Annotated in this window: 21 protein-coding genes; 8 read left to right on the forward strand and 13 right to left on the reverse strand. The window is 64.6% G+C overall.

Features of this window, described 5'->3' with window-relative positions:
• Positions 1–103: 103 nt before the first annotated feature.
• From cobS to KVF90_RS08955, 3 genes are all read left to right on the forward strand, one after another.
• Complete coding sequence (gene cobS, locus KVF90_RS08945) at positions 104–1,093, forward strand: cobaltochelatase subunit CobS (protein WP_264391243.1); 990 nt, start codon at positions 104–106, stop codon at positions 1,091–1,093.
• 67 nt (positions 1,094–1,160) lie between these two features.
• Positions 1,161–2,009 (forward strand): hypothetical protein, encoded by an 849-nt coding sequence (locus KVF90_RS08950; RefSeq protein ID WP_264391244.1) that lies wholly within the window; start codon positions 1,161–1,163, stop codon positions 2,007–2,009.
• Positions 2,010–2,076: 67 nt separating this feature from the next.
• Positions 2,077–4,251: a transglycosylase domain-containing protein gene (locus tag KVF90_RS08955; protein ID WP_264391245.1), complete on the forward strand. Its 2,175-nt coding sequence runs from the start codon at positions 2,077–2,079 to the stop codon at positions 4,249–4,251.
• On the opposite strand, the gene KVF90_RS08960 is transcribed toward KVF90_RS08955, so the two are convergent.
• From KVF90_RS08960 to pyrE, 13 genes are all read right to left on the reverse strand, one after another.
• Positions 4,248–4,646 (reverse strand): PaaI family thioesterase, encoded by a 399-nt coding sequence (locus tag KVF90_RS08960; protein WP_264391246.1) that lies wholly within the window; start codon positions 4,644–4,646, stop codon positions 4,248–4,250. The two genes, KVF90_RS08955 and KVF90_RS08960, sit on opposite strands and share 4 nt — an antisense overlap.
• Positions 4,639–5,118: a PaaI family thioesterase gene (locus tag KVF90_RS08965; RefSeq protein WP_264391247.1), complete on the reverse strand. Its 480-nt coding sequence runs from the start codon at positions 5,116–5,118 to the stop codon at positions 4,639–4,641. Before KVF90_RS08965 ends, KVF90_RS08960 begins: the two co-directional genes overlap by 8 nt.
• 68 nt (positions 5,119–5,186) lie before the next feature.
• Positions 5,187–5,369: a hypothetical protein gene (locus KVF90_RS08970; RefSeq protein WP_264391248.1), complete on the reverse strand. Its 183-nt coding sequence runs from the start codon at positions 5,367–5,369 to the stop codon at positions 5,187–5,189.
• Entirely contained in the window at positions 5,370–5,855 is a 486-nt protein-coding gene (ruvX, locus tag KVF90_RS08975) for a Holliday junction resolvase RuvX (protein ID WP_264391249.1), read from the reverse strand.
• On the reverse strand, positions 5,837–6,982 hold the full coding sequence (locus KVF90_RS08980) for a DUF3089 domain-containing protein (protein ID WP_264391250.1): 1,146 nt from the start codon (positions 6,980–6,982) through the stop codon (positions 5,837–5,839). The genes ruvX and KVF90_RS08980 overlap by 19 nt, the downstream gene beginning before the upstream one ends.
• A gap of 18 nt (positions 6,983–7,000) precedes the next feature.
• Entirely contained in the window at positions 7,001–7,903 is a 903-nt protein-coding gene (gene lepB, locus KVF90_RS08985) for a signal peptidase I (RefSeq protein ID WP_264391251.1), read from the reverse strand.
• A gap of 13 nt (positions 7,904–7,916) precedes the next feature.
• Positions 7,917–8,318 carry a holo-ACP synthase gene (gene acpS / locus KVF90_RS08990; protein WP_264391252.1) on the reverse strand — a complete coding sequence of 134 codons (402 nt, stop codon included), beginning with the start codon at positions 8,316–8,318 and terminating at the stop codon, positions 7,917–7,919.
• Positions 8,315–8,587, reverse strand: a complete 273-nt coding sequence (locus KVF90_RS08995) for a hypothetical protein (RefSeq protein WP_264391253.1) — start codon at positions 8,585–8,587, stop codon at positions 8,315–8,317. Before KVF90_RS08995 ends, acpS begins: the two co-directional genes overlap by 4 nt.
• A complete protein-coding gene (locus KVF90_RS09000) occupies positions 8,584–8,871 on the reverse strand; it encodes a pyridoxal phosphate biosynthetic protein (protein ID WP_264391254.1) in 288 nt (95 codons plus the stop codon). The genes KVF90_RS08995 and KVF90_RS09000 overlap by 4 nt, the downstream gene beginning before the upstream one ends.
• A gap of 43 nt (positions 8,872–8,914) precedes the next feature.
• Positions 8,915–9,163: a hypothetical protein gene (locus KVF90_RS09005; RefSeq protein WP_264391255.1), complete on the reverse strand. Its 249-nt coding sequence runs from the start codon at positions 9,161–9,163 to the stop codon at positions 8,915–8,917.
• 16 nt (positions 9,164–9,179) lie between these two features.
• On the reverse strand, positions 9,180–9,929 hold the full coding sequence (locus tag KVF90_RS09010; RefSeq protein WP_264391256.1) for a pyridoxine 5'-phosphate synthase: 750 nt from the start codon (positions 9,927–9,929) through the stop codon (positions 9,180–9,182).
• A complete protein-coding gene (locus KVF90_RS09015; protein WP_264391257.1) occupies positions 9,926–10,999 on the reverse strand; it encodes a serine hydrolase domain-containing protein in 1,074 nt (357 codons plus the stop codon). The genes KVF90_RS09010 and KVF90_RS09015 overlap by 4 nt, the downstream gene beginning before the upstream one ends.
• A gap of 6 nt (positions 11,000–11,005) precedes the next feature.
• Positions 11,006–11,587 (reverse strand): orotate phosphoribosyltransferase, encoded by a 582-nt coding sequence (gene pyrE, locus KVF90_RS09020; RefSeq protein ID WP_264391258.1) that lies wholly within the window; start codon positions 11,585–11,587, stop codon positions 11,006–11,008.
• Positions 11,588–11,832: 245 nt separating this feature from the next.
• Here pyrE and coxB point away from each other — a divergent pair, with 245 nt between their 5' ends.
• The 5 genes from coxB to KVF90_RS09045 all read left to right on the forward strand — a co-directional run bounded on the left by coxB (position 11,833) and on the right by KVF90_RS09045 (position 16,371).
• Positions 11,833–12,885: a cytochrome c oxidase subunit II gene (gene coxB / locus KVF90_RS09025; RefSeq protein WP_264391259.1), complete on the forward strand. Its 1,053-nt coding sequence runs from the start codon at positions 11,833–11,835 to the stop codon at positions 12,883–12,885.
• Between the two features lie 37 nt (positions 12,886–12,922).
• Positions 12,923–14,635 carry a cytochrome c oxidase subunit I gene (gene ctaD, locus KVF90_RS09030; RefSeq protein ID WP_264391260.1) on the forward strand — a complete coding sequence of 571 codons (1,713 nt, stop codon included), beginning with the start codon at positions 12,923–12,925 and terminating at the stop codon, positions 14,633–14,635.
• A 79-nt stretch (positions 14,636–14,714) separates the two neighbouring features.
• Complete coding sequence (locus tag KVF90_RS09035; RefSeq protein ID WP_264391261.1) at positions 14,715–15,644, forward strand: heme o synthase; 930 nt, start codon at positions 14,715–14,717, stop codon at positions 15,642–15,644.
• Positions 15,641–15,772, forward strand: a complete 132-nt coding sequence (locus KVF90_RS09040) for a hypothetical protein (RefSeq protein ID WP_264391262.1) — start codon at positions 15,641–15,643, stop codon at positions 15,770–15,772. The genes KVF90_RS09035 and KVF90_RS09040 overlap by 4 nt, the downstream gene beginning before the upstream one ends.
• Entirely contained in the window at positions 15,772–16,371 is a 600-nt protein-coding gene (locus KVF90_RS09045; protein ID WP_264391263.1) for a cytochrome c oxidase assembly protein, read from the forward strand. Before KVF90_RS09040 ends, KVF90_RS09045 begins: the two co-directional genes overlap by 1 nt.
• Position 16,372 lies beyond the last annotated feature (1 nt).

Raw genomic sequence — 16,372 nt, forward strand, 5'->3', positions numbered from 1 at the left:
GGGAGGATCGGCCCGCGAGGAAGACGCGCTCGTCAAAATGCCAGCATCGACCGGCAATCCATGGCTTGCGGCCAAGCGACTTGCGCTCTAACCGAACCCGGCGATGAATCAGCCCTCCAAGAACAATGTCACCGGCGATAACGCCATCCCGGGCCAGCCCGACACCACCGTCGACGTCCGCGAGGTCTTCGGCATCGATGTCGATTGGAAAGTGCCCGCTTTCTCGCAGCCTTCCGAGCATGTGCCCGAGACTGACGGCGCCTATGTGTTCGATCCGGACACCACGCTGGCGATCCTCGCAGGCTTTGCGCACAATCGCCGCGTGATGGTGCAGGGCTATCACGGCACGGGCAAGTCGACCCACATCGAACAGGTAGCCGCGCGCCTCAACTGGCCGAGCATCCGTGTGAACCTCGATGCGCATATCAGCCGCATCGATCTGGTCGGGCGCGATGCGATCGTGCTGAAGGACGGCTTGCAGGTCACCGAGTTCAAGGAAGGCATTCTGCCCTGGGCTTTGCAGCACCCGGTCGCGCTGACCTTCGACGAATATGACGCGGGCCGCCCGGACGTGATGTTCGTGATCCAGCGCGTGCTGGAGTTCGACGGCCGACTGACCCTGCTCGACCAGAACCGCGTCATCACGCCGAACCCGTGGTTCCGCCTGTTCGCAACCACCAACACGGTTGGCCTCGGCGACACCAGTGGGCTGTATCACGGCACGCAGGCGATCAACCAGGCGCAGATGGACCGCTGGAACATCGTGGTGGCGCTCAATTACCTCGCGGCCGATGTCGAACAGCAGATCGTCAAGTCGAAGACTCCGCAGACCGACGACAAGCTGATTGCCGACATGGTCAAGGTGGCTGAACTGACCCGTCAGGGCTTCATCAACGGCGATATCTCGACAGTGATGAGCCCGCGCACGGTCATCACCTGGGCGCAGAACGCCGCGATCTTCGGTTCGACCGGCTTCTCGTTCCGATTGAGCTTCCTCAACAAGTGCGACGAGGCAGAGCGGACGCTGGTGGCAGAATACTACCAGCGCGTGTTCGGCGAAGACCTGCCGGAAGGCGCAGCGAAGAAGCGGTAAGCCCTTGATCCGGCGTTGACCTTCGAGCCGAGGCGGTTAGTCTGGCACGCGGTTCGTGGGGGTTGTCATGAGATTTGCATTGCCATTCGCGCTTGCCGTTCTGCCGCTGGCGGTCTCCGCTGCTGCGCAAAGCTATCCGGCCTTGACCGAATCCGATGTCGTGTTTCTGCCCTCCGATGCCGCTGTGGGCGAAGTTACCGTCAAGAGGGGCGATGATTTCCTCAGCGTGCCGCTACGCTGGGCCTTCGCCGGCAGCCTTGCAGCGGACGTTGATGTGGCCGTCGAAGGTGGCAAGGTTACTTTGCGCGCCGGCGAGGTGCTGCCTCAGGTTCGCGTTCCGGGCAGCGGTTACCTTCAAGGGCCGCGAAGCTTGCTGTGCACCCGCAACAAGGTCGTCGAAAAGAGGAACGGTGGCTCGCCTTTCGGCCAGTTGCTCGATTCGATCCGCGACTGTCTGCGCGATGCACAGTATTGTGTCGAAGATACGGACAAGGACGGACTGGTCGACGTTGCGCTGGTTCTTGGCAAGCGTCGCGAGGAGCTGCGGGCTGCCCCGATCACGCCGACAGCGGTCACGTGGCTCACCGATGCCGTTATCCCCGGCGACGGGGATCGGGTGACCTTCGGGCTGGCATGGATCACCACCAACCGCACACGGCTCGACGTCAACATCGTCCAGCGCGGCACGCCGCGGTTGTGGGACACGTTTGAAAACGGACGGTTCTCGGCCAGTAGCCTCTACGATTTCCAGCACGCCGATGGTTTTCCGTCGAAGACGAGGCAGTTCGGGGTCGAGATAACGCTGGTCTCTTCCGACAAGAAGGGCAAGACAGCGACGTTCGGATGGCGTTCGGCGGTGGGTCCGGGCGTAAGGATCGTGGTCCCGCGCGAGGTCGATGTGACCTACGGCTATTGAGGATCAGGGGTGCCTTCGGGAAGCCGCTTGCCTGCAAGTGTCCTAGCCTTATAACACAGCGGTAACCATGGCGCTGTTTGACCGATTCTGGAAAGGCTCTCGCACCGGTGCTCCGGATGGCGCGGGCACGCCTGCTGGGTTCTTCCCGCTCTACGAATCCACCCGTCCGCTTGATGATGACGACGATGGCGAACCGCGCCCGCGCGTGTCCGCCACGCCCGATTACGACACGTGGGATGCCAAGCTTGCCGGAATCGACGATGCGCTCTCGGTTGCCGAGAAGAAGCGCCTGCGCTGGTGGCAGCGTGAATACTGGCGGGCGCGCAGCAAGTGGTGGTGGACGGGGCGCGGCGTCATGGCGGCGCTGGCGCTGTTCGTCACGCTGGTCGGCTGGCTGACCATCACCGCACCGCTTTCCAAAAGCCTCGAACCCATCGCCCCGCCGCAGGTCACCTTGCTTGCCAGCGACGGTACACCGATCGCGCGGCAGGGGGCGGTGGTCGAGGCTCCGGTCAAGGTCAAGGATCTGCCGCCGCACGTGGTGCAGGCCTTCCTCGCCATCGAGGACCGGCGCTTCTATTCGCACTGGGGCATCGATCCGCGCGGCATCGCCCGGGCGGCGTGGACGGGCTATGGCGGGGGATCGACGATCACCCAGCAGCTCGCCAAGTTCACCTTCCTCACGCCCGAACAATCGCTGAGCCGCAAGGCGCGCGAGGCGCTGATTGCGCTGTGGCTGGAAAGCTGGCTGACCAAGGACGAGATCCTCGAACGCTACCTTTCCAACGCCTATTTCGGCGACAACCAGTACGGATTGCGCGCCGCATCGCTCCACTACTTCTACCGCCAGCCCGAAAAGCTGCGGCCCGAACAGGCGGCGATGCTGGCAGGGCTGTTGCAGGCGCCTTCGCGATTTGCGCCGACCAAGCATTACGACAAGGCGAAGAAGCGCATGGAGCTCGTCATCCAGTCGATGGTGGACGAGGGCTACCTCACCGCTGCCGAGGCCAAGGCGCTGCCCGATCCGCGCATCGATGTGCGCACGCGCGATGATAACCTGCCGACCGGCACCTATTTCGCCGACTGGGCGCTGCCGCTGGCGCGCGAGGGGATGGACGCCAGCTATTCGCGGCAGGTGCTGGCCACCACGCTGGATTCGCGGCTTCAGGCGCTCGCCAACCGTATCGTCGCGCGCGCACCGATTGGCGGGGCGCAGGTCGCGCTGGTCGCGATGCGCCGCAATGGCGAGGTCGTGGCGATGGTGGGCGGGCGCGATTACCGCAAATCGCCCTTCAACCGCGCCACACAGGCCCGTCGCCAGCCGGGATCGACCTTCAAGACCATCGTCTATCTCGCCGCGCTGGAGAACGGGTGGGAGCCGGATGACACCATCCCCAACACGCCGATCACGCAAGGGTCATATCGCCCCAAAAACGCGCGCGAGGCCTATTCCGACCAGATCACACTGGAAAACGCTTTCGCCCAATCGAGCAATGTCGCCGCCGTCCGCCTGTTTCAGGCTGTGGGGAGCGACAAGGTGATCCGCACGGCGCGCCGCCTTGGCATCACTGCGCCGATGACGGAGGGCGATCCGAGCCTCGCGCTCGGCACATCATCCATGACCTTGATGGAGCTGACCGCCGCCTATGCCGGGATCGCCGCCAACGAATACCCGGTCGAACCCCACGCCTTCGCACGCGGTGACCAAGGGTTCTGGGAGTGGATGACCACCCGCACGGATTCGATGTCGAGCGGGACGCGAGAAGACCTCGAAGGGATGCTGCGCGGCGCGATCAATCGCGGGACGGGGCGCAATGCCTCGCTGCCGATTGCCAATTACGGCAAGACCGGGACGACGCAGGATTACCGCGATGCACTCTTCGTCGGCTATGCGGGCGATCTGGTGGTGGGCGTGTGGATCGGCAATGACGATAACGCGCCGCTGAATGGCGTTACGGGGGGCAGCACGCCTGCACGGATCTGGCGCGATTTCATGCGCGGCGCGCTGAAGATCGAGGCGGCGCCCGCGCCCATGGCCGACGATACGCCTGATCCTGAAGGGCCGATCCAGCCGCTCGACATTCTCGAAGGGGGCGAGATTCCGCTCGGGCAGGATGGCACCAGCCTCAAGGTCGATGAGGGCGGGGTTACGCTGCGGCAGGATGGCGTTCCGGTCGAGGTGCGGGTCGATGAAGGCGGCGTGGTGGTGAAGCCCGCGCCTGCGCCGACGCCGCCGTCCTAAACCATCAGGATATTCATCACCGCCGTGGCGATGGGGCGTGAGCGATCGTCCTGCCACGCTTCAACGGTGACATTGGCATTGCGCCGCCCCAGCCGGGTGATCCGCCCCACAGCGAAACTCGCCCGAGATTTGCCCGCCGCCAGATATTGCACGGTGATGTTGATCGGCTTCAATTGCGGATCGCGTGCCGCCGCGATCAGCGCGGTGCGCAGCGCGGCATAGCCGGCATTCTCCAGCAGCCCGGCGGTCGCCCCGCCGTGGAAATGCTGCGGGCGGCCTTCGACCATCGGCCCGAAATCGACCGTCAGCACCGGCATCTCGCCTTCGCTTTCGCCCGTCAGCACGATCCCGAGCGAGCGGGCATAGGCGGGCAGTTCCAGCAGCGCTTCACTCATCGCCGTCAGCCTTCAGCACCGGGTTCTCCTGACGCGGATCGGCGCCGATGGTCATGAAGCAGCCAGCGACATGGGCGATGGGATCGTCCAGATCGTCGTCATAGGCCACACCGCGCACGAAGGCGGCCGAACGGGTGATGCGGTAGCATTCGACCCGGCCCTTGACGCTCGCCCGCTCGCGCGCGGGGCGCTGGTAATCGACGCGCAGGTCGAGCGTGGCGACCGGCTGGAAGGTGCCGCGCGTCTGCCAGATCGCCATGCCGCTCGCCATGTCCATCAGGCTAATGATCGGGCCGGAGGCGAGCACCGGGCGGCTGCGGTCACCCAGCAGATCCTCGCGCCACGGCAATTCGAGTTCGACCCAGTTGTCGCCCTGATCGGTAAAGCGCAGGCCCAGCCAGCCGGTATGGCCGTGGCGGAAGAACCACTTGGACGCCTCGCGCGCGTCGAACCGGGGGGTGGGCGTGTTCATGGAGGTGCGCATAGGGGCAAGGGTGCGCGGCGCGCAATGCCTGTTTTGGGAGCCTGATGAGGCAGGCTTCAGGCCGAGAAGGCGACCACGCCCCACACAATAAATGCCAGCACCAGCGCGATTAGAAGCAGCCGCCAGCAGCCCCGCCGCCTTCGCCGCTTGCTGTCAGCCGGTGAACCGATGTCCCCAAGCGCCTCGATCGCGACTTCCGCCGCGCCGCCGATCGCCTCGCCAACCGCGTCTTCCACCATCTAGAAGATGCCCCCCGCCAGCCGGTCGATCGCGCCTTGCAGGATCACGGCGGCCGCATGCGCGTCAATCGCGGCGGCGCGTTTGGCGCGGCTCATGTCCTGCCCGATCATTGCGGCTTCGGCGGCCTGGGTCGACCAGCGTTCGTCCCACAACAGGATCGGCAGCGCGAAGGCCTCGGCGCAGTTGCGGGCATAGGCGCGGCTGGCCTGCGCGCGCGGGCCTTCGGTGCCGTCCATGTTGCGCGGCAGGCCGAGCACGATGCCTCTCACACTGCGGCTCTTGATCAGCGCCGCCAGTGTCTCGCGGTCGCGGCCCCACTTGCCGCGCTGGATGGTGGTGCCGTTGGTGGCAAAGCGCCAACCCGCATCGCAGGTCGCGGTGCCGACGGTCTTGGTGCCGAGGTCGAGCCCGAGCAGCACGCCGCCGTCAGGCAGCGCCGCGCCAAAGCCGCGCGCGTCCTCGAAGATCAGCCCTGCGGTTTCCACGCATTCGCCCGGTTGTTCACATCAGCCTTGGTGTTCGCCCAGAACAGCGGCAGGTCATAGACGTGGTAGTTGTTCCCCGGCAGCACATAGGAGCCCATTTCAGGCGGCGGGCCGATCAGCAGCAACCCGCGCTTGTCGCATCGTGCGGGGACGAGGGCGGGCACAAGCTCGCCTTTCTCCATGCTGTCTTCAGGCACCAGCGTGCCGAGATTGGCGCTGGCGGGCGCAGTGCCGCCGGGCGTCCCGGTGAGCGGGTTGGTGCACAGCATCGGGTCGCTACCCGGTGCCTTTCCGTCGAGCGCAGGGGTGCTGGCATAGGCATCGAGCACCAGCGAGGGATCGGCGGGTTCGGCAAAGCTCGACCAGCTGATCACGCAGGCGGTCTGGTCAGGCGCGGCGCAGGCGGGCAAGCCGATGACGGGCAGATCATGCAGAGCCGAGACCGGCCAGCCAATCAGATAGGCCGCCACCAACCGCTGCGCGAGGGGCGTGCCTTTCACCTCCTCGGCCAGCAGGCGCTTCAGGTGCAATGAACCTTGCGAATGGCCCGCGAGCACGATCGGCGTCTGCGGATCGACACTGGTGAGGAAATAGCGGAACGCCTCGCGCACATCGGCATAGGCGGCGTCCACCGCCTGCTTGCCTTCTGGCGCGTTGGTGAGGAAGGCGCCCATCGTCGCCTGCCGGTAACGCGGTGCCCAGATTTCGGACGCGGCGTTGAACGGGCTCGCCATGCCGCGCAGGTAGATGCGGGCAATCCGCTCGGCCTCGGGATCGCCGCCGTTCTCCAGCGGGGCGTTCCAGCTGGTGCGGCTGAGGTAGCTTGTCGGGTGGACGAAGAAGACGGCGTAGGACTGCTTCGGCTCGGCAGGGGTGGGGAGCAGACCGCGGTCAGAGGCATAGGCCGGCTGCCAGCGCGCCGGATCGCTCACCCCGATGCCGGGGCGCGAATACCACAACGCCGGGTCTTCGTAGGCGTTTGCATCGAGCGGTTTGATTGGCGAGAACGCCACCGAAGGCACTGTCGCCCACTTCGTCAGCTGCCCCGGAAACAGCGCGAGCGCGAACGCCCCGGCGATCACCAGCACGATGCAGAAGGCGACGAAGTAAAGAAACTTGCGGGCCATTGTTCAACCAGACTCGATCTATTTGGCCGCGGCGCCCTCGGCGAGCGGCGGGCGCAGGGTGGTCCAGGCGCGATCCCCGCGCAGGCTGGAGAACCAGCTTGTCGGGTTCCAGGTGGTCGAACCGTTGAGGCTGAAGGTGATGAACTCCGCGCGCCCACCGATATTGGCAAGCGGAACGGCATCGCCCAAGCCGTTTTCGATGGCCGGAGCCCGGCTGTCGGCGCTCTGGTCGCGGTTGTCGCCCATCACGAACACGCTGTCGGCCGGCACGGTGTAGGGACCGTAATTGTCGAGCGGCTGATCGGTGTAATCGATGGTCAGATAGGTCGCGCCGTTGGGCAGGGTCTCGCGCCAGGTCGGCGGGGCGAAATAGTCGCGACCATCCGGGCCGGTTTCGCGGAATTGCTCGAAGGCGTCGAGGCAGGGGCTGCCCTTGCACAGCAGCTCCGGCTCGAACGGCAGGCGCACCGCAGGTACCACCTCGCGCTTGATCGGGGTGCCGTTGAGGATGATCTGCCCGCCGCGCACTTCGATGCTATCGCCCGGCAAGGCGACCACGCGCTTGATGTAATCCTCGTCGCGGGTCGGATGCACCGGGATGACGATATCGCCATATTCGGGCGTCGCAGGCCAGATCCGGGTGTCGCTACGCGGCAGCAGGTGGAAGCTGGCCGAGGCCCATGACCAGCCATAGGGATATTTGCTCACCACCAGCCGGTCTCCCACCCACAGACTCGGCATCATCGAGGTCGAGGGGATGTAGAACGGCTTGGCCACAAGGCTGTGGAACGCCAGCACGGCGAGCAACATCAGCGCGAGGCCGCGGATTTCGGCGAGCCAGTTGACCTTTTCGGATGCGTCGCTGTCAGTCACGCTTGGGCTTTCGTCTGTTGCTGTGGGGTTCGGCGTGGGGAGTGCCATGGGGGGTGGCCTGTCACAGGGGAACGGCTTCGATGATCACAAAGGCCTGCGCCCAGGGGTGATCATCGGTGAGAGTAAGGTGAATGCGCGCCTCATGGCCTTTCGGCGTGATTTCTTCAAGCCGCAAAGCCGCCCCGCCCGTCAGCGCCAGCGTCGGCGCGCCCGAGGGGGCGTTGACCACGCCAATGTCCTTCATGAACACGCCGCGCTTGAACCCGGTGCCGACCGCCTTGCTGAATGCTTCCTTGGCGGCGAAGCGCTTGGCGTAGGTGCCCGCGATGGTGAAGGGGCGGCGGCGGGCCTTGGCGATTTCGGTGGGGGTGAAGACTCGGTTTTCGAACCGCTCGCCATAGCGGGCGATCGAATTGGCGATCCGCTCGATATTGCAGAGGTCGCTGCCCATGCCGATGATCATTTCTTGCGGTCCGTTATGGCGATCAACATCTCGAAGACGGCCTTCAGCCACCAAGTTCCAGCAACAATCAGAAATCCTCCGCCGATCATAATCGCGCCCATGCCGATCATTTCGCCGGTCGTCTGGCCGCTTCCGGGGGCGCCCCTGACAACCATGATTGCAGTTACAATCGCTATACCGATGGGCCAAAGCACCAGCCCGAAAATCCGCGTGAAGCGCCATTGCCATTCGAGCTGGCGACGGAAGCGTTGAGGGTCGCGGAAGATCATCCCTTGAACGCCCTGATGATGACCGCCACCAGCAAGCCCACAGCGACCACGTGCAGCATCACCTGTGCCTTGAACAGCGGGTGCGCGAAGTCCCCCTTGGCAACCCGTCCTGCGCCGACGAAGCCAAAGATCATCAGCGCGAGCCAACCAACCGCGAAGACCCGCATCATGCCGGTGTTGAGTGCAAACCCGAGAAAACCAATCGCCAGCAGGAACAGCGCCGCCGCGCCGAAGGCCCAGCGCTTCTGTTCACCGGTCAGGGCGGGCAGGTCAGGATCGCTCAACGCGCTTCTCTCATCCTACGGCGGTTAACGCTCATGCCGATGATCAAATCAGCCTCCCTGAAAAAACGGCGTACCAGAAGCCAATAGTGAGAAGCAGCGTGGCCGCGATCAACCCCAAGCCAGCGGCCTCGTTACCGTTAACGTAGAGACGATGTGCCAATACCAGACCTGCAAGACAGATAGCGGAAACGGCCAGTTGCATGCCGACCACGAAGGTGAGTGCATTGAGGAAGAAAAGCAGCAAGGCGGGCAGCTGGATCAGGACCGCAAATCGGATCAGCCTGAATGCCATAGTTATAGCCGCCCGCTCAGCGCACTTCATCCATCAATTCGCGCATCCGGCGGATCGCGTTTTCGAGGCCGACGAACACCGCCTCGCCGATCAGGTAGTGACCGATATTGAGTTCCGCAATCTGCGGGATCGCGGCGATGGGCTGGACGTTCTCGAAGGTCAGCCCGTGGCCCGCGTGGGGTTCGATCCCGTTCTTGGCGGCGAGCGCCGCCATGTCGGTGATGCGGCGCAGCTCGCGCTCCACCCGTTCGCGGTCTCCATCAAGGAAGGCGTGGGCATATTCGCCGGTGTGGAATTCCACCACCGGCGCGCCGAGACGCAGCGCGGCGTCAAGCTGGCGCTCGTCCGCTTCGATGAACAGCGAGACACGGATGCCCGCCGCGCGCAGTTCCTCGGCAATCGGGGCGAGGGTGTTGTGCATCCCTGCCGCATCCAGACCGCCCTCGGTGGTGCGCTCCTCGCGCTTCTCGGGGACGATGCAGGCCGCGTGCGGCTTGTGGCGCAGCGCGATGGCGAGCATTTCGCGGGTCGCCGCCATTTCGAGGTTGAGCGGCAGGTTGGTCGCCGCCTGAATCCGCGCCAGGTCCTCGTCGCGGATATGGCGGCGGTCTTCGCGCAGGTGCGCGGTGATGCCGTCGCCGCCGACCGCCGCGACAATCTCCGCCGCGCGCACCGGATCGGGATGATCCCCGCCCCGCGCATTGCGGATGGTGGCGACGTGATCAATGTTCACGCCGAGGCGCAGCGGGCGGGGGTGAGCGTTCATTGCGTCTCCACTGGACAAGCTGCGGCCGAGAGCAGGTCATAGGTAAAGCCGCTCCCCATCCACACTTCGCCGAAATCGAACGGTTTTTCTTGCGAGAAGGCGACCACCGCCATCTGCTTGTCCGGCAGGATGAAATTGCGAACCTGCACCGCGCCGATATCGCCGCGGCGTTCGACGATCTTCACCGGATCGGCGCAGCCCTTCAGGGGCACCTCGAACACCCATTGGCCGAGCGCCATGTACCCGAGGGCCGGATCGCCCTTCCACATCTCCCCCAGCGCTTCAGGGCCGAGCAGGTCGCCGCGCATCAGGGCATTGTCGATTTCGAGGATGTTGTCCGGCTCGCCATAGAGGCCTGCCGAGGCGCCATAGGCAGACAGATCGACTTCGGGCTCGCGCACCCCGTCAATGTTGCCCCAGCGCGTGAATTGCTCGCCCGGATAGGCGCCTGCGAATTCGAAGCCTAGCGGAGTGGCGATGTCGCGCTGGAACAGCTTGTCCCAGCTTAGGCCCGTCACCGCCTCAAGCACCGCGCCCAGCACCATGTAGTCGCAGTTATTGTAGGTCCAATCGCCGCCGGGCGCGCCGGTGACGGGGCCGGCGCAGAAGCCGGTGGCCGGATCGCGGCTTCCTGTGAAATCGGCGTTGTAGAACTCCGGCGTATCGGCAGGGTTGGGCAGGCCCGCGCGATGCTGGAGCAGGTTCCTGATCGTGGCGGTGCCGGCATTGGCCGAGCGGAAACCGGGCAGATAGGTCGCCACCGGTGTGTTGAGATCAATCTTGCCCCGCTCGACCTCGCGCATCACGAGAATCGCCACGATCTGCTTGGTGACCGAAGCCCAGCGCCACGTCAGCCCGTCGGGCCAGCCGCGATCCGGCTCCGGGAGCAGGCCGACATGGGCGTAGCGCGCGGCGGTATAGTCGGAGGCCTTGATGCTGTTGGAAATGGAGATGTCGCCCTGAAAGTCCGCTGCGGCAATCACCGCGCTGACCCGGTCGACCGGAAAGTCATCGGCCATCGCCGCTGCGGGAAGCGTGAGCGCAAGCAGGGCGGCGAGGGGGCGGATCATGCGGCGCTATTCCTTCCGGCTGCCGGGCTTTGTCACTTCTACGCGCGCCAGTGCCGCAGGGATGTCACTTTCGTCATAGGTGGGAAAATCAATGGCGAGCAGCGGGTAGAACGGCACGCCCAGATCGACCGAACCGCAAGACCGGTCGATGATCGCGCATTCGGCGATTACCTCGCCGCCTTCGCGGGCGACAGCCGCGATGGCTTCGCGGCTGGAGAGGCCGGTGGTGACGACATCTTCGACCATCAGCACCTTGGCACCCTTCGCGAGCGCGAAGCCGCGGCGAAGGTGGAAAGTGCCATCGGGCCGTTCGAGGAACATCGCGTCAAGGCCCAGCGCGCGGCCGACTTCATGGCCGATGATGATCCCGCCCATCGCCGGCGAGACGACGACGTCGATCCGCGCACGCACCTCGGCGGGAATCCCGGCGACCACCGCCTCGGCCAGCCGTGCCGCACGGGCGGGGTTCATCAACACCCGCGCGCATTGCAGGTAATGTCCACTATGCCGCCCGGAAGAGAGCTTGAAATGGCCTTCGAGCAAAGCTCCCGAGCTGCGAAACTCATCCAGCACCTGGTCTTCGGTCACGGCCGAACTCCTTAGAAAACATGACGGAAAGCACCCACTTGCGCGGCAAACATGGAGGCTTGCATAATTTTCTCCCTAGAAGCGCTTGAGGCACTCGGCAAGCGCGGCTAAGGGCGGGGTTGAAGCTGGCCCCAGGGCTAGCCAAACGCTGTCTGATGCGGGTCACGAGGGGGCCAGGCGCCGGATAGTATGGGATCAGATTTAAACCACTTGGACACATGAACATGGGTCAAAGGTATACCCGTATGAAAAAGGCTATTCTGGCAGCGATGGTTGCCGGGCTCGCGGCGTTTGCGCCGATGGGCCTTGCGGCGCAGGACGCCGCAGCTCCCGCAGTAACCGCAGCCGAGGCTGGCCAGGTCGAAGGCGCGCAAACCGCGCCCGGTGCCGAGGCACTGCCCGGCAATCTGACCCCTACCGAAGCGGCTGCTGCTCCGGCTGGCGAAGGCGCTTACACGCCGATGGCGCCGACCAAGGGCAAGGGCATGCCGACGTCCTATCAGGACGACGCCATGAAGAGCCTGACCTTCCAGGATCAGTACTCGCAGGACGGCAAGTATGCCCAGTGGATGCATGACGGCATCCTGATGCCGGTGATTACGGTGATCAGCCTGTTCGTGCTCGGCCTGCTGCTTTACGTCGTGGTGCGTTTCAACCGCCGCGCCAATCCGGTGGCTTCCAAGACGACGCACAACACCTTCATCGAAGTGGTGTGGACGATCGTGCCGGTGATCATTCTGGTGATCATCGCCGTGCCTTCGATCACTCTGCTGGCCCGCCAGTACGAAACCCCGCCCGCCGACGCCGTCACCATCAAGGCAACCGGCTACCAGTGGTACTGGGGCTACACCTATCCCGACCATGGCGACATCGAAGTGGTCTCGAACATGCTCGATGAAGCCGAGGCCGTGCGCCGCGGCGAGCCGGGTCAGCTGGCAGTCGACAACCGCATGGTCGTGCCTGCTGGTGTCCCGCTCCGCATCCAGACCACCGCATCGGACGTGATCCACGCCTTTGCCGTGCCGTCGCTGTGGTTCAAGATGGACGCAGTTCCGGGCCGTCTGAACGAGAAGCTGCTGACCATCGAGGAGCCGGGCGTGTATTACGGCCAGTGTTCCGAACTGTGCGGTGCGCGTCACGCCTATATGCCGATCGCGATCGAAGCGCTCCCCCCGGCCGAGTTTGCCGCATGGGTGAAGTCGCAGGGTGGCTCGATGCCGGGTGAGGAAGCGGCAGCTCCGGCTGCTGCGGCCGCACCCGCCGCCGATTCTGCCGCGGCCCCCGCCGCCGCCCGCTGAGCCTGATGAACGAATATAACGCAGAGAGTATCTGACCATGGCAACCACCGCAGAAGGCTTCGACGTCCACAGCGACCATAGCCACGACGCGCATGATCATGCGGACCACAAGCCGGGCTTCTTCGCCCGGTGGTTCATGTCGACCAACCACAAGGACATCGGCACGATGTACCTGATCTTCGCGATCATCGCGGGGATCGTCGGTGGTGCCATTTCGGGCATCATGCGGGTCGAACTGGCCGAGCCGGGTATCCAGTACCTGCAATGGTGGGCCCAGTTCATGGGCGGCGCCAATGATCTGAACACCGCGCTCCACATGTGGAACGTGTTCATCACCGCACACGGGTTGATCATGGTGTTCTTCATGGTCATGCCCGCGATGATCGGCGGCTTCGGCAACTGGTTCGTGCCGCTGATGATCGGCGCGCCGGACATGGCCTTCCCGCGCATGAACAATGTCAGCTTCTGGCTGACGGTTGCGGGCTTCTTCAGCCTCCTGTTCTCGCTCTTCGTGCCCGGCGGCACGGGTCCGGGTGCGGGCACCGGCTGGACGGTCTATGCGCCGCTTTCGACCAGCGGCTCGGTTGGCCCCGCGGTCGACTTCGCGATCTTCTCGCTGCACCTTGCGGGCGCTGGCTCGATCCTCGGTGCGACCAACTTCATCACCACCATCTTCAACATGCGCGCGCCGGGCATGACCCTGCACAAGATGCCGCTGTTCGTGTGGTCGGTGCTGGTCACTGCCTTCCTGCTGCTGCTGGCGCTGCCGGTGCTGGCTGCTGCCATCACCATGCTGCTGACCGACCGCAACTTCGGCACGACCTTCTTCAATCCGGCTGGCGGCGGTGATCCGGTGCTTTACCAGCACCTGTTCTGGTTCTTCGGCCACCCTGAAGTCTACATCATGATCCTGCCGGGCTTCGGCATGATCTCGCAGATCGTGGCGACCTTCAGCCGCAAGCCGGTGTTCGGCTACCTCGGCATGGCCTACGCCATGGTCGCGATCGGCGTGGTCGGCTTCATCGTCTGGGCGCACCACATGTACACCGTGGGCCTCGACGTGAACACGAAGATGTACTTCACCGCGGCCACCATGGTGATCGCAGTGCCGACCGGCGTGAAGATCTTCAGTTGGATCGCGACCATGTGGGGCGGAAGCATCAGCTTCAAGTCGCCGATGGTGTGGGCGATGGGCTTCATCTTCCTGTTCACCGTGGGCGGTGTGACCGGCGTGGTGCTCGCCAATGGCGGGATCGACGACAACCTGCACGACACCTACTACGTTGTGGCGCACTTCCACTACGTGCTGTCGATGGGCGCGGTGTTCTCGATGTTCGCCGGCTTCTACTACTGGTTCCCGAAGATGAGCGGGCGGATGCACAGCGAGTTCCTGTCGCACGTCCACTTCTGGACCTTCTTCATCGGCGTGAACGTGATCTTCTTCCCGCAGCACTTCCTCGGGATGCAGGGCATGCCGCGCCGCTATCCGGACTATGCGGAAGCCTTCACCTTCTGGCACCAGATCAGCACCTACGGGTACTACATCATGGCCGGTTCGATGGTCTTCTTCTTCGTGAACATCCTCTACGCGCTGGTCGCTGGCAAGAAGGCCGAAGCCAACCCGTGGGGCGAAGGTGCGACGACGCTCGAATGGACGCTGCCGAGCCCGCCGCCGTACCACCAGTTCGAAACGCTGCCGGTCATCACCGACGCGCATGACTACCACGATCACCGCCCGGTAACGGCGTGATCGGCTCCCTCACCGGAGCATGAAACAAAGGGGGGAGCGCGGCTGATAGTCGCGCTCCTTGCCCATGGAACCCAGGAATATGGCAAGCACCGCACCCCAGACCACAGCGCAGACGCTGCCCACGGAATGGCGTGATTTCTTCACGCTGACCAAGCCGCGCGTCATGACGCTGGTGATCTTCACCGCGATCTGCGGCGTGCTCGCCGCGCCCGGCTCGATCCATCCGGTGCTCGGCTTCACCGCGATCCTCGCGATTGCGATGGGCGCGGGCGGATCGGCGGCGCTCAACCACTGGTGGGAAGCCGATATCGACGCGGGCATGAAGCGCACCATGAACCGCCCCCTGCCCGGCGGGCGGATGCGGCGCGAGGATGCGCGCGATTTCGGGATTTTCCTCTCGGCCGTGTCGGTCGGGTTGATGGGCGTGGCGATCGGCTGGCTCGCAGCGGCATTGCTGCTGGGCGCGGTGATTTACTACGCCGTGATCTACACCATGTGGCTGAAGCCGCGCACTCCGCAGAACATCGTCATCGGCGGGGGCGCTGGCGCCTTCCCGCCGCTGATCGGCTGGGTCGCGGTGACGGGCGAAATCACCGCCATGCCGATCCTGCTGTTCGCGATCATCTTCTTCTGGACGCCCCCGCATTTCTGGGCGCTCGCGCTGTTCGTGAAGTCCGACTACGCCAAGGTCGGCATTCCGATGCTGCCGGTGGTCGCGGGCGAGAAGGTCACGCGTCGCCAGATCATGATCTACACCCTGCTGCTGGCCCCCATCGCGGTTGCGCCGTGGGCGATTGGCGGGACGAGCTGGATCTATGGTTCCTGCGCTGTCGTCCTTTCTGCCCTGTTCGTGGTGCTGGCCATGCCGGTGTTCACGCGCACGCGGGCAGAGGTCGACGCGATGACGCCCGAAAAGGCGCTGTTCAAGTTCTCAATCGTCTATCTGTTCGTGCTGTTCGCCGCGCTCGTGGTTGACCGTGTCGCCGCCTATCAGGGATGGATCGCATGACGCCCGACGAAGAGCGCGAATTCATGCGCCGCCGCAAGGCGCGCAACTGGGTGGTGGCCGCCACGCTATTGTTCTTCGTGGTGCTGTTCTACGCCATCACCATCGTGCGCATCGGAGACGCCAGCTGATGGCAAGTCTCGCGCCCCAGGCTGACGACACGGCTCGCCGCAATCTGCGGACCGGGCTGCTGGCGTTTGCGGGTGCGCTGGCGATGCTCGGGCTGGGCTATGCCTCGGTCCCGCTCTACCGCCTGTTCTGTCAGGTCACCGGCTTTGGCGGCACCACCATGATCGCCAGCGAAAGCCAGGCGGCGCGCGCTGCTGCTGCGGCGACGGGGCAGAAGATTTCGATCCGCTTCGATGGGACCAGTGCGATGGGGATGCCGTGGACCTTCCGTCCCAGCCAAGCGACCGACACCGTCACCATCGGCGAACGCGACATTGCGACCTACGTTGCCCGCAACGATAGCGATCAGACCATCACCGGCATGGCGACCTTCAATGTCGAGCCGGAGCAGGCGGGCAAGTATTTCAACAAGGTCCAGTGTTTCTGCTTCACCGAACAGACGCTGCTTCCCGGACAGGAAGTGACGATGCCGGTGCTCTATTTCGTCGATCCGGCAATGCTGGACGATCCGAATATGAAGGGCGTCGAGCAGATCACGCTGAGCTACACTTTCCACCGCGCGGAAGGTCCGGTAAATCCGGATGCACCGCGCACCAATTGAA

The sequence above is a fragment of the Porphyrobacter sp. ULC335 genome, from assembly GCF_025917005.1.
Classification (GTDB): Bacteria; Pseudomonadota; Alphaproteobacteria; order Sphingomonadales; family Sphingomonadaceae; genus Erythrobacter.